Origin of the sequence: Mesorhizobium sp. M2E.F.Ca.ET.209.01.1.1, assembly GCF_004010375.2 — a bacterium.
Lineage (GTDB): Bacteria > Pseudomonadota > Alphaproteobacteria > Rhizobiales > Rhizobiaceae > Mesorhizobium.
The window spans coordinates 170,161-192,545 of the sequence record NZ_SADP02000008.1; the positions used below are offsets into that span (position 1 = coordinate 170,161).

The 22,385-nt window shown below is 60.7% G+C and carries 21 protein-coding genes and 1 pseudogene; 13 read left to right on the forward strand and 9 right to left on the reverse strand.

Features of this window, described 5'->3' with window-relative positions:
• The first annotated feature begins 418 nt into the window (after positions 1 to 418).
• Positions 419 to 808: a hypothetical protein gene (locus tag EN852_RS17045; protein ID WP_024505560.1), complete on the forward strand. Its 390-nt coding sequence runs from the start codon at positions 419 to 421 to the stop codon at positions 806 to 808.
• 189 nt (positions 809 to 997) lie between these two features.
• Here EN852_RS17045 and EN852_RS17050 read toward each other — a convergent pair whose 3' ends face one another.
• The 3 genes from EN852_RS17050 to EN852_RS17055 all read right to left on the reverse strand — a co-directional run bounded on the left by EN852_RS17050 (position 998) and on the right by EN852_RS17055 (position 2,015).
• Positions 998 to 1,243, reverse strand: coding sequence for a hypothetical protein (locus EN852_RS17050; protein WP_063169243.1), 246 nt, complete (start codon positions 1,241 to 1,243; stop codon positions 998 to 1,000).
• 174 nt (positions 1,244 to 1,417) lie between these two features.
• Positions 1,418 to 1,552: a hypothetical protein gene (locus EN852_RS43185; RefSeq protein WP_256754986.1), complete on the reverse strand. Its 135-nt coding sequence runs from the start codon at positions 1,550 to 1,552 to the stop codon at positions 1,418 to 1,420.
• Positions 1,545 to 2,015, reverse strand: coding sequence for a hypothetical protein (locus EN852_RS17055; RefSeq protein ID WP_245454734.1), 471 nt, complete (start codon positions 2,013 to 2,015; stop codon positions 1,545 to 1,547). The genes EN852_RS43185 and EN852_RS17055 overlap by 8 nt, the downstream gene beginning before the upstream one ends.
• 599 nt (positions 2,016 to 2,614) lie before the next feature.
• On the opposite strand from EN852_RS17055, the gene EN852_RS42365 reads away from it, so the two are divergent.
• The gene (locus tag EN852_RS42365; RefSeq protein ID WP_063169245.1) at positions 2,615 to 2,863 is read left to right on the forward strand and encodes a DUF6074 family protein; all 249 of its coding nucleotides are present in this window, start codon (positions 2,615 to 2,617) and stop codon (positions 2,861 to 2,863) included.
• A gap of 366 nt (positions 2,864 to 3,229) precedes the next feature.
• On the opposite strand, the gene EN852_RS17065 is transcribed toward EN852_RS42365, so the two are convergent.
• The 4 genes from EN852_RS17065 to panB all read right to left on the reverse strand — a co-directional run bounded on the left by EN852_RS17065 (position 3,230) and on the right by panB (position 6,514).
• The gene (locus EN852_RS17065; protein WP_126057769.1) at positions 3,230 to 3,862 is read right to left on the reverse strand and encodes an acyl-homoserine-lactone synthase; all 633 of its coding nucleotides are present in this window, start codon (positions 3,860 to 3,862) and stop codon (positions 3,230 to 3,232) included.
• 92 nt (positions 3,863 to 3,954) lie between these two features.
• Positions 3,955 to 4,674 carry a LuxR family transcriptional regulator gene (locus EN852_RS17070; protein WP_126057768.1) on the reverse strand — a complete coding sequence of 240 codons (720 nt, stop codon included), beginning with the start codon at positions 4,672 to 4,674 and terminating at the stop codon, positions 3,955 to 3,957.
• 98 nt (positions 4,675 to 4,772) lie between these two features.
• Entirely contained in the window at positions 4,773 to 5,681 is a 909-nt protein-coding gene (gene panC / locus EN852_RS17075) for a pantoate--beta-alanine ligase (RefSeq protein ID WP_024505565.1), read from the reverse strand.
• Positions 5,678 to 6,514: a 3-methyl-2-oxobutanoate hydroxymethyltransferase gene (panB, locus tag EN852_RS17080; protein WP_126063927.1), complete on the reverse strand. Its 837-nt coding sequence runs from the start codon at positions 6,512 to 6,514 to the stop codon at positions 5,678 to 5,680. Before panB ends, panC begins: the two co-directional genes overlap by 4 nt.
• A 171-nt stretch (positions 6,515 to 6,685) precedes the next feature.
• Here panB and EN852_RS17085 point away from each other — a divergent pair, with 171 nt between their 5' ends.
• The 10 genes from EN852_RS17085 to EN852_RS17130 all read left to right on the forward strand — a co-directional run bounded on the left by EN852_RS17085 (position 6,686) and on the right by EN852_RS17130 (position 18,079).
• The gene (locus EN852_RS17085) at positions 6,686 to 7,648 is read left to right on the forward strand and encodes a hypothetical protein (RefSeq protein WP_126063926.1); all 963 of its coding nucleotides are present in this window, start codon (positions 6,686 to 6,688) and stop codon (positions 7,646 to 7,648) included.
• 62 nt (positions 7,649 to 7,710) lie between these two features.
• A complete protein-coding gene (gene nadA / locus EN852_RS17090; protein WP_126063925.1) occupies positions 7,711 to 8,685 on the forward strand; it encodes a quinolinate synthase NadA in 975 nt (324 codons plus the stop codon).
• Positions 8,682 to 10,223, forward strand: a complete 1,542-nt coding sequence (locus tag EN852_RS17095; protein ID WP_024505569.1) for an L-aspartate oxidase — start codon at positions 8,682 to 8,684, stop codon at positions 10,221 to 10,223. The genes nadA and EN852_RS17095 overlap by 4 nt, the downstream gene beginning before the upstream one ends.
• Position 10,224: 1 nt before the next feature.
• Positions 10,225 to 11,106 carry a carboxylating nicotinate-nucleotide diphosphorylase gene (gene nadC, locus EN852_RS17100; protein ID WP_024505570.1) on the forward strand — a complete coding sequence of 294 codons (882 nt, stop codon included), beginning with the start codon at positions 10,225 to 10,227 and terminating at the stop codon, positions 11,104 to 11,106.
• Between the two features lie 174 nt (positions 11,107 to 11,280).
• The gene (gene bioB / locus EN852_RS17105) at positions 11,281 to 12,249 is read left to right on the forward strand and encodes a biotin synthase BioB (RefSeq protein WP_245454882.1); all 969 of its coding nucleotides are present in this window, start codon (positions 11,281 to 11,283) and stop codon (positions 12,247 to 12,249) included.
• Positions 12,246 to 13,385, forward strand: a complete 1,140-nt coding sequence (locus EN852_RS17110; RefSeq protein WP_024505572.1) for an 8-amino-7-oxononanoate synthase — start codon at positions 12,246 to 12,248, stop codon at positions 13,383 to 13,385. Before bioB ends, EN852_RS17110 begins: the two co-directional genes overlap by 4 nt.
• Positions 13,382 to 14,017, forward strand: coding sequence for a dethiobiotin synthase (gene bioD, locus EN852_RS17115; RefSeq protein ID WP_063169254.1), 636 nt, complete (start codon positions 13,382 to 13,384; stop codon positions 14,015 to 14,017). Before EN852_RS17110 ends, bioD begins: the two co-directional genes overlap by 4 nt.
• Positions 14,017 to 15,282: an adenosylmethionine--8-amino-7-oxononanoate transaminase gene (locus EN852_RS17120; RefSeq protein WP_126080683.1), complete on the forward strand. Its 1,266-nt coding sequence runs from the start codon at positions 14,017 to 14,019 to the stop codon at positions 15,280 to 15,282. Before bioD ends, EN852_RS17120 begins: the two co-directional genes overlap by 1 nt.
• Positions 15,279 to 16,262 (forward strand): beta-ketoacyl-ACP synthase III, encoded by a 984-nt coding sequence (locus tag EN852_RS17125; RefSeq protein ID WP_126063924.1) that lies wholly within the window; start codon positions 15,279 to 15,281, stop codon positions 16,260 to 16,262. The genes EN852_RS17120 and EN852_RS17125 overlap by 4 nt, the downstream gene beginning before the upstream one ends.
• A 173-nt stretch (positions 16,263 to 16,435) precedes the next feature.
• Entirely contained in the window at positions 16,436 to 18,079 is a 1,644-nt protein-coding gene (locus tag EN852_RS17130) for an MFS transporter (protein ID WP_126063923.1), read from the forward strand.
• A 234-nt stretch (positions 18,080 to 18,313) separates the two neighbouring features.
• On the opposite strand, the pseudogene hemN reads toward EN852_RS17130, so the two are convergent.
• Positions 18,314 to 19,640: pseudogene (hemN, locus tag EN852_RS17135) on the reverse strand (oxygen-independent coproporphyrinogen III oxidase).
• A 470-nt stretch (positions 19,641 to 20,110) separates the two neighbouring features.
• The gene (locus EN852_RS17140) at positions 20,111 to 20,467 is read right to left on the reverse strand and encodes a hypothetical protein (protein WP_024505577.1); all 357 of its coding nucleotides are present in this window, start codon (positions 20,465 to 20,467) and stop codon (positions 20,111 to 20,113) included.
• 682 nt (positions 20,468 to 21,149) lie between these two features.
• Here EN852_RS17140 and EN852_RS17145 point away from each other — a divergent pair.
• Positions 21,150 to 22,289: a porin gene (locus tag EN852_RS17145; protein ID WP_126063922.1), complete on the forward strand. Its 1,140-nt coding sequence runs from the start codon at positions 21,150 to 21,152 to the stop codon at positions 22,287 to 22,289.
• Positions 22,290 to 22,385: the final 96 nt, after the last annotated feature.

The window sequence follows — 22,385 nt, forward strand, 5'->3', positions numbered from 1 at the left end:
TCCAGATCGTCATCATTTGGCTGCGCGCCGCACGGGGCTCGAAAGATTCAATCGAGGACGGGTCCTCTTGGAAAACGGGGGCAGCGTTGGTCAAGCCCTTCCACCCTGCTGTCCCAATGGTGTTCAGAAGCTCAGTTCACGATCAAGCGATGGATCAGCGTCATCTGGCGTTTGCGCCATCGCGGCGGCGTTGCAACGGGTCTGCCAAAGATGAGAAGGCCGCGAGGCAGGGTCCGAGACCTAGACTCCAACCTCATAGCGCGCTCGGCTCGCGTTCGGAAGGTTCGAACCGCAGCACGATCAGGTGGCGACACCGTTGGTCGGAACCGGAACCCGACGAATGATCGTTCGTGACCGACATCTGTGAACAAGCAGTATGTGTCATTGCAATCACCACCCGTTGCGCGGAAATGCCCATATGGCCGTGAATGAACTGGATTTGGTGATTTTCCAGATGGCGGTGGAAAGCGTCCGCTTGCTCTCTTCAAGCTTTGATGAGAAGGCGGCTGAGATAGCCACGAGGAGCCGTGGTAGCCTTCTTTTTGACGTGCGGGTGGACGGTGACCTGGAGGTCCAGCGAGTCGCAGCCATTGGATATCCAGGCGACAAGATCGGTGTGGTGGCATTGGACCGAGAGGGCCTTGTTAGCTGTTGTTGCCTAGTCAATGGCACCTTCTCACCTTTCATTGCACCGTTGGAGAACTGGACCAGCATGCCCCTTTCGATGCAGGCCCAGATCGATGTCACAGGCTATGCGAGGCTCCTTCTGGCCGCCTTGCGAAATGCTGGACATATGCTGGACAGGTAGCATCGCGATGATGTCTGTGATGAGATGGTGCAAACGGCTGGATGAGGCGATCGCTTGCTGGCAGCTTTGGCAACAAAGCGATCGGTGAGTTCGCAATGCTGGAACACGTCCTTTAGACTCTGCAGTTAAGTTAGCGGACTACCATCTGACGAATGCCCTCTGACAGTCTGCATGGCGCGGCATGCCCTCTTAGGAATGCAGCCGTGGTTCTACACCATCGGCTGTTTTTGTGTCGAAGGCGACGGGCACGCCATGAACGAAGGAAGCGGCCGCCAACAGTTCCTCCAACTCGCGGTCGGTGGCCTTGCATGCCGGCATTAGTGTTCGGATGGCGCGGATCGCCTGCGCCATGGAGAGAAAGCGGACCCTTCCCCTGGAAAGGACATAGGCTTCTGCGGCTTTTTCGACGGTGACGGTGTGAAACGAATTGGTCATGACGAATTCCTCCCTGAACCCTGACCAACCCGACTTATGGCACGAATTCGACCGCCTTCAAGCCTATGTCCGATTGCGGACAATAGCTGCGATTCGTTCAAAACCGCTGATGCTTTTGGGCGACCTGGTGAGGGGCAAGGAGACGTCGGCTGAACCCGTTTCAACCGACATGCTTCAGGCAGCGGCCAGGCCGAAATAACGCTGCTCCTCCTTGTCATAAGCGCCATGTGTGAGCTTTATCAATCCGGCACGGTCGATGATCGTGATCTCGCCGCGCTTGGCGTGCACCAGTCCTCGATACTCAAGCATTTGCAGGGCCGTGGTGACCCCGGGCGGTGGGCGCGAGCATGGTCGCCAGAAATTCATGCGTCGGGAGGATCTTATCTCCTTCCGCACGGTCGTGGACCATCAGCTGCCAGCGGGCCAGCCGTTCTTCGATCTTGGAGTGGCCATTGACCAGTGCCGTCCGGCATGATTGGACGAGGAACGCGTGGGCATAATCCAGCACTGAGGTGCGAAGCGACGGGCTAATCGCAGGGCGAAGGTTTTCAACCGGCAGGCGCCAGGTAGTGCTTTCCTTTCCGAGAATGACGGCAATTCCTTTCATCCCGTCATAGCCGACAATGCCGACTTCACCTTGCCGCCCGCCGGTCATGGTGGCGACCACCGACGCGATGCCCCTCTCGGGAAAATATACGTTCTTGATCGGCTGATGCGCGACCTCCAACTGGTCCTTGATGCCCGGTTCGACGTGATGCAGCGATGGTCGCAAAAGCGCGAAGTCCTGCGGGGTGAGGGCTTCAGCACCTGGTCGCGAAAGAGGGATCGGGCAAGGCTCTCTTCCAACGGGGCAAGAGCGCGTACGTCTTACTGTCGGCTGCACCGAAGTAAATGCCGGCCGATGCCAAAGCATAGGCTTCGAAACGCGCGATTGCAAAGCCCTGTCGGGGCAGTGCAGTCATGCTAGAAGTCGCGCCGCCTACGATAGGCAGCGGATGACATGATTCCCTTCTGCGGCGGCCACCAAGAACGGCTCGGGCACGCTTTAATCGTTCATACACAAGCTCGCAGGAATGTAAGCAGCGGAACAATCGGGTGATTCGTACCGCCCTGCCCTTTCAGAGATCAAGTCATTGGACGTCAATTCGGCTGGAACGCCTCGTCGAACGGCCCAGGAAAATGCAGCCGGATGAGCAATGGTGGTTCACCTTATGTGCGGTCCCGGATATGCGGTCCGGCGGCTCATCTCCCAATAGCTTGTCGATGGGGAAGTGGAACTCGTCATGTCGCCGCGAACCGTCACCGCGCTAGCGGGGCTCTTTTGAAGACGCCGGTGTTTTTCTTTGTGGAACTGAATCTGTGAGGTGATTGATGCATGAATCAAACATTTGCGTATTTCCGCTGCATCGGCGACGTATATTGGTCGAAAGTATCGCCCAGGCCCTCGAGACCAAGAACGGCGAGGCGGCGAGTGCGTTCTGGCGCTGTGCTGCCAAGAAAATGCTCATTCAATTGTCCGATGTAGGAATTGCGCCAGAGCTCGCTGCGCAGGAGGTTGGAAGCCTTCTTCATGCGGTCTTGGACGACATGGCCAACCGAACGGTAATGCACAAAGCATAGGCTCGGGCGCTGTTGGACCGCGCGTCAGCTCGGGTCCTTATCAGGGGACTGCTCCGACTGGCCGACGGTCCGGCCAAACCGGCATACCGGCAAAGGTTTGAGGTTGCGATCGCTCACGGCGGCCGGTCCAATATTCTAAGACGACCTCAGAAGCCACGTTGGCTTCTTTGGACGAAGCGGAGGGGCGCCATTTTGGCGTGCTCACGCTGGACTGCGGGTTGCGCCTACGGAAATCCAAAGTCCGGCCGCGCGAGCCAATCGACCGGAACAGTCGAAAGCTCGTGGGGGCGGGTCCGCTCACCCTCACGGCGGCGGTGGCGGCCGTGAGCAGACTTAACTCAAGTCACGGCTGAGCATCCGCAGGCGCTATGCCGATTGGATGAGAACTGGTTGCCACAACACCGGCCCGTTGAGGCGTCCCCTCCAGCGGATGCGCAAGAGACTGGCGTAGGAAATATCGAGGAAGCCGGCGACTGCCTCGGTGTTGCCGACCTGCTTGGGCTGTCCGATACGTGACAACGGCCAGGTGGCGAGACGAAGGATCCTTTCGATGCGCGTATCTGTCACCGTTACGATCCCGGAGAGATTGTTGGCCAAGCCGAATTCGATGATCCCCGCGAAGAGCTCGTAGGTTGCTTGGGCCAGGCCGCCAGCTGCCTTCGGCGCTGTCGCAGGGAGATCGAGCGCGAAACGACTACTCTCCCAGATATCGGCACTCGCAGGGACCACCATCTCATCCAGCAGCGTCGGAAACGTATCGCGCAACATTGTCGGTCCGGTGGTCGGCAAAAGGCGGACGCAGCCGCAAGTTCGCCAATCGGACCCCTTGAGAAGCAGGTAGACGGGGTTCAGGCTGTCAAACGGGTCCGTTTCCATTTCGCCTTCGGTCTGCACTTCCCAATCGAGCCGCTTCTTGAAAACCCGATACCTAAGTCCGTGCATTTCCTTGAGTTCGCTCGCAAACTCGGCGTAGCAGTCGGGTGTTATCAGCTGCATCATTGTCGTCTCCGTGCGGGATGTGTCCACGCAATCGAAGGGCAAAGCCGTCATGAATGCAGCCTGTAGACCTTTACAGCTAGACTTGGAGAGGATCAGGATCTCGCCCGAGCAGCCATCCGCACTACGGCCTGGTTGATGGTTCGCACGCCAAGCTTCGCCTTGGCGTTTTCCTGATGGAAGGTCACGGTGCGTTTCGAGACACCGAGAATCTGGCTGATATCCCAGGCCGACTTGCCGCACGCCGCCCATTTCAGGCACTCGAACTCCCGCCGGGTGAGCGTTATGCCATCTACCACGCAATCTTCGGCGAGCCTGCGCCGGGCATGGATATGAACGTTGATCGCAACCAGTTGCATTGCTTTTTCGTAGCGCGTCAGCGACCTCAGAAATGGCGGATGCGCCTCGTTGGAGGCGAAGGTCAGTGCGGCGAACCGGCCGCGATGATCATGCATCGACATGGTCAGTCCGCCGCGAATGCCGAACTCAGCTGCTTTTTCCAGGACTTCCTGCTGAGAGGTCGGCAAATAACGGTGATCGCGGTCCACACCCCAGTCGAAGGTATCCCAGCCCCGCAGTCCCCGCAGGATCACGGGATCCACGCTGTGGTAGCGCTGTTGCAGGTAATGTGATGTCCATGATGATGGATAATTCGAGATCAATCGCGGCCTGTCGCCGGAAGCGGATGGGTAGGTGAAATAAGCGAAGAGCGGAAAGTCGAACCCGGCTGCGGCGGACGCCATTGCCTCATGGAGATCGACGGCATCGACGCTTGCAGAGAGTTGCTCGACCAAGGTTTCAAATACGCGATGCATCTGCGCTTAGCGTACCTCGCGGAGGTTGCTGGAAGCCGACGGAGACGTGGTTCTAAATGATGGCCTGTCCCTGCAGGGCATACGACGCGCCGCCGTCATCACCGCAATTGCTGTGCTGCTTCCGATTGGAGAGAGCTCCGCCCACCTGACCAACTACCGATGGGTGATATTGCGACGTTATCGATGAGCCGCGTGTCGCCAAGCCAAGCCGCAGCAAGCAAGCGTGCCGGTCGGTCAAGGCTTGCTAACGATTGCAGGTCTGTTTCTCCGCGCAGCTCCAGGTATTCGAGCTCGCGATAGCCGGCAGCCAGAATTGCTGCACGCGCTTCATCAAGCGTAGGCAGGATGGGGGAGCCGCGTGCAAGCCGCTCGGCCGTATCGAGCAGGACCGATGCTAGTTTTGGGGCAATGGCGCGTTGGGCTGGGGAGAGCCGCACGTTACGCGACGATAGCGCAAGACCATCGGCTTCGCGGACTGTCGGACAGGGCACAATAGTGATCGGAATGTCGAGATCCCGGACCAAGCGCCTGACAAGCTGAAGTTGCTGAAAATCCTTTTCGCCAAAAAAGGCGAAGTCAGCGCCGGCCTGCAGGAAGAGCTTGGCCACGACCGTCGCCACGCCATTGAAATGGCCGGGCCGGAATGCGCCGCAAAGGCATTCGCTGATGCCGGACACTGAAACGGCCGTGGCGAAGCCCACCTGGTACATTTCCTCTGTGTCCGGCACATAGAGCAGATGCGTGCCCAGCAGAGCGAGCTTGGCAGCATCGTCGCTTTCCGTCCGAGGGTAGGCAATCAGGTCGGCGGGGCTGTTGAACTGCTTGGGGTTTACGAACAGCGTCACGATCACCCGCTCGGCCCTTTCGAGCGCCTTCCGCACGAGGCTCAGATGCCCGTCGTGCAAGGCTCCCATGGTCGGCACAATACCGATCGTGGCACCCGAGCGACGCCATTGCGCAACGACGCCGCGCAGCTCGCTCACGGTTCGAGCGATCGGCACGCTCATGTGAAGTCACCGGCCTTCAAGGCGTTGACATAGAGATGTTCGACCGCCGGAAAGTGCCGGTTCCGCACATCGGTGGCGTAAGCGGCGATTGCCGCCTCAGCCTGCTCACCGAGCTCGGCATAGCGTTTGACGAACTTCGGCCGAAATGAGGTGAAGAGCCCGAGCATATCGTGGCTCACCAGAATCTGGCCGTCGCAAGCTGGCGAGGCACCGATGCCGATTGTGGGTATGTCGATATCGGCGGTTATCTGCCGTGCAAGCTGCTCCGGTATCTTTTCCAGCACCAAGGAGAAGGCGCCCGCTTCGGTTACCGCCCTGGCGTCGCGCCTGATCCGCTCTGCATCGGCTCCCCGGCCCTGCACACGATAGCCTCCAAACGTGTTTACCGCCTGCGGCGTCAGGCCCACATGGGCCATGACAGGTACGCCGCGCGCGGTAAGGAAGCGGATGGTTTCCGAGATGGTCTCGCCGCCCTCGATCTTTACCGCTGAACAACCGGTCTCACCCATCACGCGCGCAGCGTTGCCGAAAGCGTGCTCTGGGCTTTCCTCGTAGGAACCGAAGGGCAGGTCGACGACCATCAGCGCGTGTTCAAGGCCGCGGCGAACGGCCTGTCCGTGCATGATCATCATGTCGAGCGTGACCCCCAGCGTCGACGACAGGCCGTGCAGCACCATGCCGACGCTGTCGCCGACAAGAACGATGTCGCAGTGGCGATCGAGCAGCCTCGCGACCGGCGTGGTGTAGGCCGTCAAGCATACAAGTGGCGTCTGGCCTTTTCGCGATCGAATATCTGGAGGAGTCATCCCTTTTATCTCACCAGCCGCGCTCAACCGAGGCCCCTTCCCTTACGTTACCAACAGCGGGTGTCGCGTTTGGCATATTTTTGTGCGACTGCGAAGAGCTAAAAACAGCGCTTGAGTACTCTGGTGTTGACGTGCTGGCTTCCAAGGTTACATTCAATCGATTAAGGCGCTCCGTTGGGCCAACCCGCTTTCGCAAACATGGATCCTCAGACAAGAAGAACCAAGAAAGGCAAAGCCGCCGTCAAAGCTGACGAAGCCAAAGTGGACCTGACTGCCGTCGTGGTCGCCGTAAACGACAGTGAGCCCTGTGTCCTCACAGTCGGTCATGCGGACACCCTCCCTTCTGGACCTTTTGCCCTTGAGCATCGATCACTGCAGTCGGGTTTGAGGGGGTGGGTGGAGCAGCAGACCGGCCATGCACTTGGATACATCGAGCAACTCTACACCTTCGCCGATCGCGATCGCATCGGCACTGAGCGCCACCAGCGCGTCATCTCAATCAGCTATCTCGCATTGACCAGGAAGGAACAGGCAACGAACTCGGCCGCGTGCGGCTGGCAAAGTTGGTACGAATATTTTCCCTGGGAGGACCACCGCTTCGGCACGCCGCCTGTGCTGCTCGATAGATTGCGGCCCCGCCTGATTGAGTGGGCCGGCGGCGCCAGCGAGCCGACCACTCAACGCGAGCGCCGGCAGCGCGCTGCGATAGCCTTCGGCTTCGACGACCGCCATTGGAACGAGGAACTCACGCTCCAACGCTACGAGTTGCTCTATGAAGCTGGTCTGATTGAGGAGGCCGGTGGCGGCAGGGACGCGATTGCGGCCGCGGCTGGCAAACCAATGGTCGCTGACCACCGTCGTATTCTGGCAACCGGGATCGCGCGGCTGCGTTCGAAGATCAAATACCGGCCGGTCGTGTTCGAGCTTATGCGGCCTTCCTTCACGCTGCTGCAACTGCAGCGAACCGTGGAAGCTTTGGCTGGCAGGCTGATCAACAAGCCGAACTTCCGGAGATTGGTCGAGCAGCAGGAACTTGTTGAGGAGACCGGGGAGACCTCCCTCGACACGGGCGGCCGACCGGCGAAGCTTTATCGCTTCCGGCATGCCGTCCTCGACGACAGGGCTATCGCCGGGACAAAATTACCGCTGGCGCGGGCTTGACATACTTATAGTCAAGGTAGATATATTCCCTTATTGTCAAACCGAATATAATCGAGGCGCCAATGACTGGGGCGTTACCTATGGCTGCGTCCCTGTATGAGCGTGTCCGGCGGGTGATCCCACCCGTTGAATGGCTCGCGTTCGCCGGCGATATTGAAGCCATCTTAGCGCTGAAGCGTGAGCGCAATGCGGTGGTGCTGGCGCACAATTACCAGACGCCCGAAATTTTTCATTGCGTGGCAGACATCGTCGGCGACAGCCTGGCGTTGGCCCACAAGGCGGTGACGGTCGACGCCGACATCATCGTGGTTGCCGGCGTTCATTTCATGGCCGAGACGGCAAAACTGCTCAATCCGAACAAGACCGTGCTCATCCCGGATCTCCGCGCCGGCTGCTCGCTGGCCGAATCGATCACGGCAAACGACGTGCGGCTAATGCGGCTGCGGTATCCGGGGGTCCCCGTTGTTACTTACGTCAACACTTCCGCCGCCGTAAAAGCGGAGTCCGACATCTGCTGCACGTCCGGCAACGCCAAGGCGGTGGTGGAATCGCTTGGCGTGGCGCGTGTGCTGATGCTCCCGGACGAATATCTGGCGAGGAACGTGGCAGCCGATACAGACGTCGAGATCATCGCCTGGAAAGGCCATTGCGAGGTGCATGAGCGCTTCACCGCAGCAGACATCCGGGAACTGCGCGATGCCCATCCAGGCGTCATCGTGCTGGCCCATCCAGAATGCCCACCAGACGTTGTCGCGGAGGCGGAGTTCTCCGGCTCGACCGCGGCGATGTCGGATTATGTCGAGCGTGAGAAACCGACGCGTGTCGTCCTTCTGACCGAATGTTCGATGAGCGACAACGTCGCGGTCGCGCATCCCGACGTCGAGTTCGTTCGCCCATGCAATCTGTGCCCGCACATGAAGCGCATCAACCTGGCCAACATTCGCGCCGCACTCGAGCAGAACCGGCATGAGGTCCGGATTGATCCCGAAATTGCCGGCCCCGCCCGCCGCGCGGTCGAGCGCATGCTTTCCCTATGAGTCTGGAGGTTCGCGACATCGCCGGGGCGCCGGTCGTCATCGGCGGCGGCATTGCCGGCCTGATGACGGCGCTTCATCTGGCGCCGGAACCGGTCGTGCTTTTGACCAACGCGCCGCTTGGAACCGGAGCCTGCAGTGAACTTGCCCAGGGCGGTCTTGCGGCAAGTCTCGGGGGCGACGACGGCCCAGATTTTCACCTTTGCGACACGATAGCTGCCGGCGACGGACTCTGCGATGAGGCCACGGTGCGGCGAGTGGTACGAGCTGCACCCGAAGCGATTAGGACGATCCAAAGGTTCGGCGTCGACTTCGACCAGCACCCTGACCGCGCGTTGCGACTTGGGCTCGAGGCGGCACACTCGCGACGGCGAATTGTGCATGCAGCCGGCGACGCCACCGGTCGCGAGTTGGTGCGCGCGCTCGTCGCCGCGGTTCGGCGTACAGCCTCGATCACCATTATCGAAAATGTGGAGGTCCGCCGGCTGGTCGTGCAGGACGGGTCGGTCATCGCCGTGGTCGCAGCAGGACGAGCCGGCGCGCTCGCTCTGCCCACGCGTCGCGCGGTGCTGGCGACCGGCGGCGTCGGCGGGCTGTTTTGCGACACGACAAACCCCGCTGGCTCATGGGGTCACGGGCTGGCGCTCGCCGCATGGGCGGGGGCGGAACTCGCCGACTTGGAATTCATACAGTTCCATCCAACTGCGCTCGACGGTCCGCGCCGGCCGATGCCGCTGGTGAGCGAAGCCGTGCGTGGCGAAGGCGCGGTGCTCATCGATGAGCGAGGAGAGCGCTTCCTCGCCGACACACCTGGCGGTGAACTTGCGCCTCGCGACGTCGTAGCGCGCGCCATTTGGCACCAGCTTGCCGTTGGACGCCGCGTATTCCTGGACGCACGGCAAAGTCTCGGCCCGAGATTTGGCAAGCGTTTTCCAGGCATCGCCGAATTGTGCCGGAGCGCAGGAATCGACCCCGCGACCGACCTGATCCCGGTGCGCCCGGCGGCACATTATCACATGGGCGGCGTCGCCGTAGACAGCGCCGGCCGCAGCTCCATCGAGGGATTGTGGGCCTGCGGTGAGGTGGCCTGTACCGGCCTGCACGGCGCCAACCGCCTGGCCAGCAACTCGCTCACCGAAGCGGCGGTCACCGCGAGCTGGGTTGCCGAAAGCGTTGCCGGCACGTCGTATACCCGGCGACCGCGCAGATGCTCCACATTCGTCCCTCCACGACCAGACGCTTCCGTGGTCCGCCCGATTGTCTCCGCCGCCCTGGGTATCATCCGCGACGGCGAGGCAATGCGCGAAGCGGTGGCGACCCTGCTGCCGATCGCAGCCAATAGTGTCGCTGCCTCTGGTCCGGCTTTGGTCTCACTGATGATCGCCGCGGCGGCCCTGAGGCGGGAAGAGAGTCGAGGCGCGCACTGTCGGTCCGATTTCCCGCTCCACGATGCCAACGTGCGCCCATCACGGCTGACACTGCACAGCGCAATGCGGGCCGCGGCCGCACTCGATTGCCGGGCTACCATACGGAGCACTTGATATGACTTCATTCTCCCCCCTCCCCGCGACCCTGATCGAACCGATTGTGCGCGTTGCGCTCCTCGAAGACCTGGGCAGATCCGGCGACCTGACCACCGATGCGGTTATCCCGTATGATTGCACTGCCACGTTGGTGCTCAAAGCGAGGCAGGCGGGCGTCGTTGCCGGGCTCGATCTGGTCTCGTATGCCTTCCTTCTCGTGGAACCGGCGATCAACATCCAGATCTGGCGCCCTGATGGCAGCGAGGTTGGGGCCGGGGAAACCATTGCAAGATTGTCCGGACCCGCACGAGGCCTGCTCACGGCCGAACGCACGGCCCTCAATTTCTTATGCCGGCTGAGCGGCATTGCCACTGCCACAGCGGCCATGGTTGAGGCCGTGCGCGGTCACAAGGCGAGGATTGTATCGACGCGAAAGACGACGCCCGGGCTGCGGGCATTGGAGAAATACGCCGTGCGCGTCGGCGGCGGTGCCAATCACCGGTTCGGCCTCGATGACGGCGTGCTCATAAAGGACAACCACATCGCGATCGCCGGCGATATCCGCACAGCAATAGAGCGGGCGCGCGCCGCAGCAGGGCATATGGTGAAGGTCGAGGTCGAGGTCGACACGCTGAAGCAGCTCGATGCAGCGCTCGCGATTGGTGTTGACGCGGTGCTGCTCGACAATATGTCGGTCGAGGATCTTGCCCGCGCGGTTTCTATAGTGGATGGCCGTACGATCACCGAGGCGTCCGGTCGGGTGATGCCGAAAACGGCGGCGGCGATTGCGGCGACCGGTGTCGATCTCATCTCCATGGGTTGGCTGACGCACAGCGCCCCGATCCTCGACATCGGCCTGGACATGCCGGACCACCAGAACATCTGCAAGCACTTGAACTGAGGATTACGGCGTGAGGAGCAACATCAGCTCGGCAGGCGTAGGAGGTGCTGGAAAGACGTGCCGCAGCTCGCCTTTAGCGAGTGCGCCCCAAAGCCAAGAAGGCGTACCGGACTAGCAAACAAAGGTTTGACGATGACGATTGGAATGAACTCGGAGTTCGACGTGAACCAGACCATGCAATCGGTCGATGGAACGCCTCCGCGATGGAACCGCAAAGAGGCCGAGGCCATCTACGGCATGCCATTCAACGATCTGCTGTTCCTAGCTCAGACGATCCACCGCCAGAACTTCGATCGAAACCGAGTGCAGCTGTCGCGGCTCCTTAGCATCAAGACCGGCGGGTGCCCCGAAGATTGCGGCTATTGCAGCCAGTCTGCGCATTACGAAACCGGTGTGAAGGCGTCGAAGCTGGTGGACGTCAAGCATGTCATCGACGAAGCGGCCATGGCGCGTGATGGCGGCGCAACGCGCTATTGCATGGGCGCGGCGTGGCGAAGTCCCAAGGAGCGCGACATGGAGGTTGTGGTCGCCATGATTGAGGGCGTCAAGGCCCTCGGCATGGAGACCTGCATGACGCTCGGCATGCTCGATCTTGAGCAAGCTGCTCGCCTGAAGCAGGCCGGTCTCGACTACTATAACCACAACATCGATACCTCTGAGCGCTACTATGGCGAGGTTATTTCAACCAGGACTTTTGCCGACCGGCTGGAAACGCTTGGGCACGTGCGCGCGGTTGGGATGAAAGTCTGCTGCGGCGGCATTGTCGGGATGGGAGAAGAAAAGACCGATCGCATCGACATGCTGGTCACGCTCGCGAACCTGCCCGAGCCGCCGGAAAGCGTGCCGATCAACATGCTTATTCCCATCGAAGGCACGCCGCTTGCCGCGGCCGACGCCATCGATCCGATCGATTTCGTCCGCATCGTTGCGCTCGCGCGGGTGATGATGCCGAAATCCTATGTAAGGCTGTCCGCCGGCAGGACGGCGATGAGCGACGAAACGCAGGCGCTGTGCTTCTTTGCCGGGGCCAATTCGATCTTTGTCGGCGACACGCTGCTGACGGCGGGAAATCCCGGCGAGGACAAGGATACCCTTCTGTTCCGGCGCCTCGGCATTGAGCCTATGGAACTCGCCACGCAATGAAGGAGGCAATTCTTGCCCGCTATGACGCAACCTTGCGGGGACTGGGGCGCAAGGACCGGTTGCGGACGCTCGCACCGCGCGCCGGGCTCGACTTCTCGTCGAACGACTATATCGGACTTGCCGCCTCCAAAAGACTGGGCGATGCGGTTTCGACGGCGATTGCGCGGGGCACGCCAGTGGGCGCCACCGGATCGCGGCTGTTGCGCGGCAATGCACCGGAACATGAGCAACTGGAGGCGGACGCAGCGGCATTTTTCGGAGCCGAGCGTGCACTGTTCTTCGGCAGCGGCTATATCGCCAACTTCGCTCTGCTGACGGCCCTGCCGCAGAAAGGCGACCTGCTGGTCCTCGACGAGCTCGCTCATGCCAGCATGCATGAGGGTGCCCAGGCCGGGCGCGCTGAGTTCAAGCTGGCCGCGCACAACGACGTCGACGCTGTCGAGGACGCAATCACCCGCTGGCGCGCCGAAGGCGGCATGGGGCGGGTGTGGATCGCCTTCGAAAGCCTTTACAGCATGGATGGCGACCGTGCGCCGATGGAGAGCCTGGTCGCGCTGGCTGATCGGTACCAGGCATTCATCGTCGTCGATGAAGCGCATGCCACCGGCGTCTGGGGACCGGACGGCCGGGGACTGGCCGCCGCGTATGAAGGCCGCGACAACATCGTCACGCTCCACACATGCGGCAAGGCGCTTGGCGCATCCGGCGCGCTCGTTACCGGACCGCGAACACTGTGCGACTATCTTATCAACCGGTGCCGGCCATTCATCTATGCGACCGCACCATCGCCGCTGATGGCAGTCGCGGCACGTGAGGCGCTGACTATTCTGTCTGACGAGCCTATGCGTCGTGCTCAGTTGCACGAGCGTGTCGCTTTCGCGAGCCGGCAATTGGCCGAACGCTGCGGCGTGATGCCCAGCGGTTCGCAGATCCAGCCGCTTGTGATCGGCGATAACAGCCGCACCATGGCGGTGGCGGCAGGACTGCAGGCACGCGGCTTCGACATACGCGGCATTCGCCCGCCGACAGTGCCTGAGGGTACGTCGCGCCTGCGCATTTCGCTGACTCTCAACGTCGACGAAGCCGACATTTCCGCCATGGTCGAGGCTCTCGTCGGAGTGTTGGCCACAGCATGACCAAACGCATCGTCGTCACCGGAACAGACACTGGAATTGGCAAGACAGTGTTTTCGGCCGGACTTGCCGGGCTGCTCGACGGCTTCTACTGGAAGCCGGTGCAATCGGGCCTCAACGAGGAGACCGACAGCGAGGTCGTCGCCCGGCTTTCCGGCTTGCCCGACGGACGCGTGCTGCCCGAAGTCTATCGACTGACGATGCCGCTGTCGCCGCATCGATCAGCCGAAATCGACGGCGTCGCGATCGAGGCCGACGATCTTTCATTTCCGGTCCTGCCGACACCGCTCGTCATCGAAGGCGCCGGCGGGCTGATGGTGCCGCTCAATCGACAGACAAGGTTCATTGACATATTCGAACAATGGCGGCTGCCGGTCATACTGTGCGCCCGCACCGCGCTTGGCACCATCAATCATACGCTGTTGTCGATCGAGGCCCTGAGAGCCCGCTCCATCCCGCTCATCGGCATTGCCTTCATTGGCGAAGAGGTGGCCGATACACAAAGGACAATCGTGGAATTCGGCGGCGTGCCGCAGCTGGGCAGGCTGCCGCACCTCGGTCCGCTGACGGGTGAAACGTTGAGAGATGCAATGATTTCCGGCTTCGACCTGGCCATGATTGCCGGAGGCGACTGATGGCGGAGTCTCGAGTCTGGCATCCGTTCACGCAGCACGCGCTAGAGCCCTCGGTCCCTGAAATCGTGCTGACTGAAGGCGCCTATCTCCACAAGGCCGACGGCTTCCGCATCCTCGATGCGATTTCTTCCTGGTGGGTCGTCACCCATGGCCATCGCCACCCCCGCATCATGAAGGCCATCGAGACGACCGCGTCGAGCCTCGACCAGATCATCTTCGCGGGCTTCACCCACGAGCCGGCCGAACGGCTGGCCGAGGCGCTTATCGGCATCGCACCCGCCGGCCTCGACCGGGTGTTCTATTCCGACAGTGGCTCCACCTCAGTCGAAGTCGCGCTGAAGATGGCGCTCGGCTATTTCCGCAACATCGGCGCGCCGCGTTCGCGCATCGCCGTCATGGAGCACAGCTATCATGGCGACACGATCGGGGCGATGAGCGTCGGCGCCCGCGGCGTCTTCAACGCCGCCTATGATCCTTTGCTGTTCGAGGTCGACGCCATCCCCTTCCCGGCCGCCGGGCGCGAGCAGGAAACGCTGGATCGGTTCGAGGCCGTTAGCCGCGACCGGCGCGCAGCCGCGCTGATCGTCGAGCCGCTGGTGCTTGGCGCCGGCGGCATGCTGATGTATCCGGCCTGGGTTCTTGCCGAATTGAAGAGGATCGCCGAAGCCTCCGGCACGCTGCTGATCGCCGATGAAGTGATGACCGGCTGGGGGCGCACCGGAACCATGTTTGCCTGCGAACAGGCGTCCGTCTCGCCCGACATCTTGTGCACCTCGAAAGGTCTGACCGGTGGTACCATCCCGCTGGCCGCCACGATCGCCACCGATGCCATCTTCCACGCTCACTTTTCGGAGGATCGCAAGAAGACGTTTTTCCATTCGAGCTCCTACACCGCCAATCCGATCGCCTGCGCGGCAGCACTTGCCAATGTCGAGATCTGGCGTGACGAGCCGGTGGCCGAGCGGATCGCGGTCTTGAGCGCGAGGCAGGCCGCCGGGCTGCAACGCTTCCGGGTCAATCCATATTTCACCGACTGCCGGACAACCGGCACCATCGCGGCACTCGACCTACGCACCGGCTCAGCCGGTTATCTGGCCGAGATCGGGCCAAAACTGCGCGCTTTTTTCCTTGAGCGGGGGCTACTTGTGCGCCCGCTCGGCAATGTCCTCTATCTTCTACCGCCCTATTGCATCACCAGCGACGAATTGGGCGGGCTCTATGACGCGATAGAGGAGGCCGGCGAACGCTTCGGCTCGCGGCCATGAACCTATCGTCGCGCGTTCTCGGCTTCGGCCATCATGCGCCGGCGCGCAAGGTCGAGAACCCGGAAATCGAAGACCGGCTCGGGCTTGAGCCCGGCTGGATCGAGCGGCGCACCGGAATTCGCTCGCGCTTCTGGGCAACAGACGAAGACACGCTGTCGGGCCTTGCCGCCTCTGCCGGCGACATGGCGCTGACCAATGCCGGTATCGACCGCGGCGACGTCGGTCTACTCTTGCTCGCCACGTCGACGCCCGATCACCTTCTGCCGCCAAGCGCGCCGCTGGTCGCACATCGGCTGGGGCTAGGCCGCGCCGGAGCGATCGACCTGACCGGCGCCTGCGCCGGCTTCATCTATGCGCTGATGTTCGCCGACGGGTTCACCCGCCTGCACGGCAAAGCGAGCCTTGTCATCGCCGCCAACATCCTCAGCCACCGCATCAATTTGGCCGAGCGCGCCAGCGCCGTGCTGTTTGCCGATGCCGCCGGCGCCATGGTGATCAGTCCTTGCGATGACCCGGATCGAGGCATTCTCGGCGCTTCGGTGGATTCCGACGGCTCGCGCTACGGGCTAATCCAGATTCCCGCCGGGGGAAGCAACACTCCGTTCCATGCCGACCTCGACCTCGCGCAGACACGGATGACGATCACTGACGGCCGTGAAGTATTCAGCAAGGCCGTGGAGATGATGACCGCCTGCTCGAGAGATGCGCTCACTGCTGCCCGACTGAGGCCGCAAGACCTCGATCGTTTCGTGCCGCATCAGGCCAATGCGCGCATTTTCGACGCGGTCGGCAGGAACCTCGGCATCGCTGATCACTCGATCGTCAAGACGATCGCCGAATATGGCAACTCTTCCGCCGCGACGATCCCGCTCTCATTGTCGCTGGCCCATCGGGCGCAGCCGTTTCGGCCTGGCGAGAAAGTCCTCTTGGCGGCAGCGGGTGCGGGTCTCAGCGGCGGCGCGCTTGTGGTGGGAATTTAGCAAAGCAATGCTTGCGCACAGGACTGCTCATGAATGAGACTATGAGAATGGCTCAATACGTAAATAGTCGCCGGCAAGCTCCATAGAGCTGGGTTCCGTGCGGTGCTCCGCGATGTCTAAGTATCGACCCGCTTGCTCAAATCGCAGCGCTCATCGAAGGCCAGCAATACCTCATGCAGAGCGAAAATCCTCAACCGCCCGTTTCAAAGACGCTCGCCCCATTTCGAAACAAGGTGTTTCGCTCAATTTGGGCGGCCACCCAGATTTCCAGCCTCGGTTGGCTAGTGCAAACGGTCGCCATCAGTTGGCTTATGGCAACGATTTCAGCGTCCGACCTCATGGTGGCACTCGTCCAGGCCGCATCCACATTGCCGGTGTTCTTCCTCTCAGTTTTCGCCGGAGCCATTGCCGACAACTTCAGCCGCCGGTGGGTGATGTTTGCGGGACACTGCCTGATAGCATCGGCGTCGACGACGCTGATGATTTCTGTGGGTCTGGGATTTGTCAGTCCTTGGCTGATTCTCGGGTTAGGTTTCCTGGCCGGCTGCGGCTTTGCCTTGAATGATCCGGCTTGGCACGCTTCGGTCGGCGATATCCTTCACAAACGCGACATTCCGGCCGCAGTGACGCTTATGTCCGTCGGATACAACATTGTGCGCAGCGTTGGTCCGGCCTTGGGGGGCGTGATCCTGGCCGTCTTTGGGCCGCTGGCCGCTTTCGCCTTGGCTGCGGTGAGTGATCTGGCGCCCATAAGCGCGATATGGCGCACCAAATGGGAGGTCCGCTCTTCGCCTCTCCCTCGTGAGAGAATGACGACGGCAATTCATGACGGAGTGCGCTTTACTGCGATGTCTTTGGAGATCAGGGCAGCGACCGCCCGAGCCGCTCTTTTCGGATTGGCAAGCATCTCCATTCTGGCGTTGCTCCCCCTCGTCGTCCGGGATCAGTTGAAGAGTGGGCCAATTGTCTACGGTATCTTATTGGCCGGCTTCGGCATGGGTGCTTTCATCGCGGGCATGGGCAACGGCTTCTTGAGGAAGGTCACGTCTCAAAACAGGCTGGTGGCCTTCGCCTCTGTGGCTTGTGCAGTCTGTTGCCTCTCCCTTGCCCTTACATCGTCGATTCCTGTGGCGGCCATTTCGCTGGCGCTCGGCGGAGCGGGTTGGCTTATCACCTGGACGGGCATTGACGTGTCGGTGCAGTTGGCAAGCCCAAGGTGGGTTGTAGGCCGCACGCTCTCCATTTACTACGCCTTGAGCGCAGGCGGTATGGCTGCTGGCAGCTGGATCTGGGGTTCTGTCGCGCAAAACTATTCCTTGACCTTAGCATTGGAGGGCGCCGCAGGCGCTCTGTTGCTGGTTGCAGCAGCGGGGATCGTGTTGCCGGTCCGTCCCTGGGAAGAAACCGATCAAGAAAGTTCAGTTTTTCATCCGCCGGACGTGGCTCTCGATCTGAAACCCAGAAGTGGCCCTATCGTGGCCAAGGTCGAGTATTTGATATCGGAGGAAAATATCGAGGCCTTTCTGGGCTCCATGCGCACGCGGCGACACGTCCAGAGCCGTGCCGGTGCACGAAACTGGACGCTCCAGCGAAATCTGCAAACACCGTCACTTTGGACGGAGACATTCCGCACCCCCACCTGGATGGACTTTCTCCGCCTAAATCATCGACTCACCGCAGCAGATAAGGAAGTCGCCCAGCATCTCCTGTCACTGCATGAAGGAGAGGTGCCTCCGCAGACAGTGCTTTCGATTGAACGGACGACCGAGGCAATTCGTACCCGTACCTCGACAATCTTTTCTCGTCCTCCAAGATGACGCCATCAAGCTGCTGTCCAGGGACAGGGTGGATCACCGGTGCTTTGCAGAGCACAGCCTCACACCGAGAGCAGCGTGCTCCGGGTTGTGCGCTTTCGCGCGCACCCAGGCGAGATGATGGTGAACGCGGCGTCAAGTGGAAGTCCCCTGCATACGCTTGCGGAGTCTTCTGCGAGAGCCCATGCCGACGAGCGCCAAACAAGGTTTGATGCCTTTCGGCGTCGTGGCCTCAACTCATCGATTCGCGAGAAAAGCATCGAATGCAGCAGCAACGGCGCGAACAACAAAGCGGTGCTCCGGCCGCACGCGGATGAAGCCGTTTTCGACGTCCAGGATCCCCTCCTCAGCCAGCGTCACCAAACTCTCAACTGAATCGAGAAAACGAGCTGGTTCGATTTCGTGGGCGGCACAGATGGTCGGCACGTCGGCCTCCAAATCGCACATCAGTCGCTCGATGATCGCTGCGCGCACCCGGTCATCGTCGGTCAGACGGTGACCCTTTGATGTCGCCAGACGTCCACTTGCGATGTGCCGGGCGTAAGAATCCCGTGTTACTTCGTTCTGAACATACCCCTCGCGGACTCGGCCAATAGCCGACGCGCCTAAGCCGATCACGTTTTGCAAGTATCGGCCGAGTATCCCAGCGAATTACGCCGTAGGCGCGCCCGGTCTTCTGCGCTAGCGCGAGTTCGTCGTCCGGCGGAGCGAAATGATCGAGCCCGATCTCCCGGTAGCCAGCGCCAACCAGTGTCTCGGCGACAGCTGCAGCCTGTTCGGCGCGAAGATCGCCGTCCGGTAGACCTGCCTGCTCGATAGGCGCTGGTTCTTTATCACGGAAGGAATATGCGCGTATCCGAACACCGCAAGCCGGTTGGGGCGCATGGCGACCGCAGCCATCGCGGTCTGGATGCAGGACTGCACAGTCTGTTTCGGTAGACCGAAGATGAGGTCGAAGTTGATATGGCCAACGCCATGCCGGCGGAGATTTTGGACTGCAGCGGCCGTCTGCACCTTACTCTGGATCCGATTGATCGCCTTTGCACATCGGGATCAAAGCTCTGCACGCCGATGCTCGCGCGGTTGACACCGTTAGCTGCCAAGGCTTCGGCCATTTCCGGTGTGAACGTTCGGGGATCGATCTCCACGGTGATCGCAGCAGTTTTGCTGAAAGCGAAGTGGCGGCGTAGAAATTCCATCAGCGCCAAGTGCTCGGCTGGCCCGATAAGGTGAGGCGTTCCGCGCCGAAATGCACATCGCTCACCGGCAGCCCTTGCCGCACTTGCTCCGACACCAAACTGATCTCCTGACGCAGCACCGCTAAATAATTAAGGATCGGGCCGTTGCGACGGATGACCGCGGTAGGGAAGCCGCAATACCAGCACATGGATCGGCAAAACGGAATGTGGAAATAGAGCGACACCGATTCGTCGGCCGGGAGGCCCCCCAGCCATTCCTCATAATCGTCAGCACCAACTGCCGCAGAGAAGTCTGGCACAGTCGGATAGATGGTATACCAAGGCGGCCGGGGGTCCCGGTACTTTGTCAGGATTGAGGTGTGCAAGGAGCTGTCATCCCACGTCGCTGATCCATCATTCTTTCGTTGCGCGCTCGTCCTGGTCTCTGACCTAAGTCAGTGCGTCCCGCTTATGTCGCAGTCTCGTTTGGACAGGATGGGGTCAACCACGCCGGGGAGCGCGCGTGCCATGGTTGCGCCTGAGGTGATGGTGCGGTGCCGCATTCAACGTCTGAGTAGTACGTGACGCCAGTGCAGTGTGCTTGAGGCGTCTGCGGAAGAACTTTGCAATGCGAAATTCATGTCCGACGCAACGGACCTGTCAAGCCTCGTTCAGACGCCATCCAGGTCCAGCCAGCGGCCTTCCCTGCCGGCCGAAAAACCATACCGGCTTTAGCCACCGAGACGCTCTAAAGCTGACGTCGGCTCATTTGATGAAAGGAGGACGCCGCTAGGGGGTGCACAAGGTTCCCCGGCTTGACGTCGCTTCGAGCGAAGAGCGGCGGTGTGGCTTGTCGTCAAGCGCCGGGCAGCGTGCCCCCTACCGATATCCCGAAAAGATCGACCAAGATGGCCATGCCGACGCCACACGCGGTCTGGATGAGGCCGACCATGAAAATGCGATTGGCGCGTTCGTAGATGGGGCGCCGCAAGGAACTCATGTCGAGCAGCATGGACAGCGCTCTCATCTGCAGTGCGATGCCGAGCAGGATCGGCACTACGGCGAACAGATCGTAGAGTTGCCATGGCAAGGGGTTCGCGGCCCAATGAGTGAGGAAGCCGAGCGAAAAGGCAAGCAGGATACCCACGGCAGTGATTGTGCCGTTGCGGAAAATGGTCTCGATCGGTTCTTCCTTCGGATCGTGCTCGTCCAAGCGGCTTCCTTTCGTTGCTCTTTCCGTCGAGACTAAGTTCTCGAGAATGCTGTTCATCGCCAATTACTCGAGGCGAGCCGTAGGCAGCCGTTTCAGGGTGCGCTCCCTCTCGCTTCCGGCCGCGCAATGTACCTGCACGGCGAACTTACAGCGGCGAAAAGGTGCTGCGGCCACCATGCGACGCCTCGGACGCGCACGCCCTCTGTTCCTGGCGCAGCCCTTGCGGAGCGTACGCGCAGTGATCCTTCTCGGTAGCGCATGGCGCGGCCTCCGTTGCGGTCAGACGGGAAGCCGTCGCTGTTAAACGAGACTGTCACATATCGAACATGGCGAACCGTGTCGCACATTGCTTTTCGCAGTGACCCTCAAAAAAAGTGATTCCAGCGAGACGAAGGCGCGTCGGCCCGATTTTGGTGTCGGCCGCATTTACGCTTCAGGTTGGCATGTCGCTTGCTGCTCTATTTCGGAGAGCTGCAGCGGTCCGACCGGAGTGTTTCACATGTAAACGATAATGAATCTCCTAACAGAAAACACTATTATAAGTACATGTGGCTTTTACGCTGGCTCACCTCTCGTGTCAAGCGCTTTGGCGTCCACATATTGGAGACAACACGCACAAAATTTAGAGGAAAAGCTTGCTCTTTCGCCTCTATCCTTTTTATTCCTTCATGGAGATCTAGACATGTACATCAAGAGTCCTCTTCTCGGCTTAACTGCTCTGATGACCGTTTCCGTCGGTCGAGCAGCTGGCGCCGAGCGGGAACCGGCCGAGTACATCAAGATCTGCGACGTCCTCGGCTCGGGATATTCCTATATTCCCAACACCGAGACCTGCCTGCGCATCGGCGGCTATGTCCGTTACGATATCGGCCTGGGTGACGTCCGATCGTATGACAGCGCAAGAACCTCGGACGTGAGAACTGGCGAGGACCAAGGCACTTGGCGAAACAGCACACGCTTCACGTTCAAAACTTGGACCGGCCAGCAGACCGAGCTCGGCGCGTTGACGACCTATACCGAAACCCACGTGAATTTTGGCAACAGCGCTAACTCGCATGACAGTCCTCAGAACTATGATTTCAACAGCGGCCTCGCACTGGCTTCTGCCTGGGTCGAGCTGGGAGGCCTGCGAGTTGGCAAGGAGGGGTCGGCCTTCGATACGTTTGTAAGCTACGCTGGCGACGTTCTCGATAGTATGCTCGTTCCGTCGGCCGGCTTCGACACCAACGTGGCTCAGTACCACTTCGACGCCGGCAACGGCATTTCGACTGTGATTTCGCTCGAACAAGGATCGGGCTCAGCCGGTACTATCGACAGCTATATTCCGCACGTTGTCGCCGGCTTGAAATACACGCAAGGCTGGGGCTCGATCACCGGCGTCGCGGCTTATGACAGCAATTACGAAGCTTTTGCCGGCAAGATCCGCGTCGACGTCGCTGTCACAAACCAGCTGTCGCTGTTTGGACTCTTCGGCTACGGTTCCAATGCCAGTCTCAACGAGGACTCAAACGGCGCAATTGCCAATCATGGGCGCGGCTCGTACAAAATCTGGAACGGCCAGTGGGCTTTCTGGGCGGGCGCCACCTACGAGTTTGACGAGAAAACTTCGTTCAACCTTCAGGTCTCGGGTGATCAGCTCAAGGATGCTGGTGTGGCTGCAAACGTCGCCTACATGGTCGTTCCCGGCTTCACGGTCACAGCCGAGGTCGATTACGACCACTACGGCAACTCTGGCCTCGGCCCTGCCGAGCCTACCGCCGTCAAGGGCACGAGCAAGCCGAACAGCGTCGGCGGCATTCTCCGCTTACAAGGCTCATTTTGAAATCTCTCCAGTCGCGAGCATGGCAAAGGCACTTGCCTCGACAACGCACGCATGGAGAGCTTCGTTCGCCATCTTGAAGTCTGCATCGACCGTCCA

What these genes read in the sequence shown, in the direction of transcription:
- EN852_RS17045 (WP_024505560.1), top strand. Translation starts at nt 419, where the DNA reads ATGGCCGTGAATGAACTGGATTTGGTGATTTTCCAGATGGCGGTGGAA.
- EN852_RS17050 (WP_063169243.1), bottom strand. Translation starts at nt 1,243, where the DNA reads ATGACCAATTCGTTTCACACCGTCACCGTCGAAAAAGCCGCAGAAGCC.
- EN852_RS43185 (WP_256754986.1), bottom strand. Translation starts at nt 1,552, where the DNA reads ATGCTTGAGTATCGAGGACTGGTGCACGCCAAGCGCGGCGAGATCACG.
- EN852_RS42365 (WP_063169245.1), top strand. Translation starts at nt 2,615, where the DNA reads ATGCATGAATCAAACATTTGCGTATTTCCGCTGCATCGGCGACGTATA.
- EN852_RS17065 (WP_126057769.1), bottom strand. Translation starts at nt 3,862, where the DNA reads ATGATGCAGCTGATAACACCCGACTGCTACGCCGAGTTTGCGAGCGAA.
- EN852_RS17070 (WP_126057768.1), bottom strand. Translation starts at nt 4,674, where the DNA reads ATGCATCGCGTATTTGAAACCTTGGTCGAGCAACTCTCTGCAAGCGTC.
- panC (WP_024505565.1), bottom strand. Translation starts at nt 5,681, where the DNA reads ATGAGCGTGCCGATCGCTCGAACCGTGAGCGAGCTGCGCGGCGTCGTT.
- EN852_RS17085 (WP_126063926.1), top strand. Translation starts at nt 6,686, where the DNA reads ATGGATCCTCAGACAAGAAGAACCAAGAAAGGCAAAGCCGCCGTCAAA.
- nadA (WP_126063925.1), top strand. Translation starts at nt 7,711, where the DNA reads ATGACTGGGGCGTTACCTATGGCTGCGTCCCTGTATGAGCGTGTCCGG.
- EN852_RS17095 (WP_024505569.1), top strand. Translation starts at nt 8,682, where the DNA reads ATGAGTCTGGAGGTTCGCGACATCGCCGGGGCGCCGGTCGTCATCGGC.
- nadC (WP_024505570.1), top strand. Translation starts at nt 10,225, where the DNA reads ATGACTTCATTCTCCCCCCTCCCCGCGACCCTGATCGAACCGATTGTG.
- bioB (WP_245454882.1), top strand. Translation starts at nt 11,281, where the DNA reads ATGCAATCGGTCGATGGAACGCCTCCGCGATGGAACCGCAAAGAGGCC.
- EN852_RS17110 (WP_024505572.1), top strand. Translation starts at nt 12,246, where the DNA reads ATGAAGGAGGCAATTCTTGCCCGCTATGACGCAACCTTGCGGGGACTG.
- bioD (WP_063169254.1), top strand. Translation starts at nt 13,382, where the DNA reads ATGACCAAACGCATCGTCGTCACCGGAACAGACACTGGAATTGGCAAG.
- EN852_RS17120 (WP_126080683.1), top strand. Translation starts at nt 14,017, where the DNA reads ATGGCGGAGTCTCGAGTCTGGCATCCGTTCACGCAGCACGCGCTAGAG.
- EN852_RS17125 (WP_126063924.1), top strand. Translation starts at nt 15,279, where the DNA reads ATGAACCTATCGTCGCGCGTTCTCGGCTTCGGCCATCATGCGCCGGCG.
- EN852_RS17130 (WP_126063923.1), top strand. Translation starts at nt 16,436, where the DNA reads ATGCAGAGCGAAAATCCTCAACCGCCCGTTTCAAAGACGCTCGCCCCA.
- EN852_RS17145 (WP_126063922.1), top strand. Translation starts at nt 21,150, where the DNA reads ATGTACATCAAGAGTCCTCTTCTCGGCTTAACTGCTCTGATGACCGTT.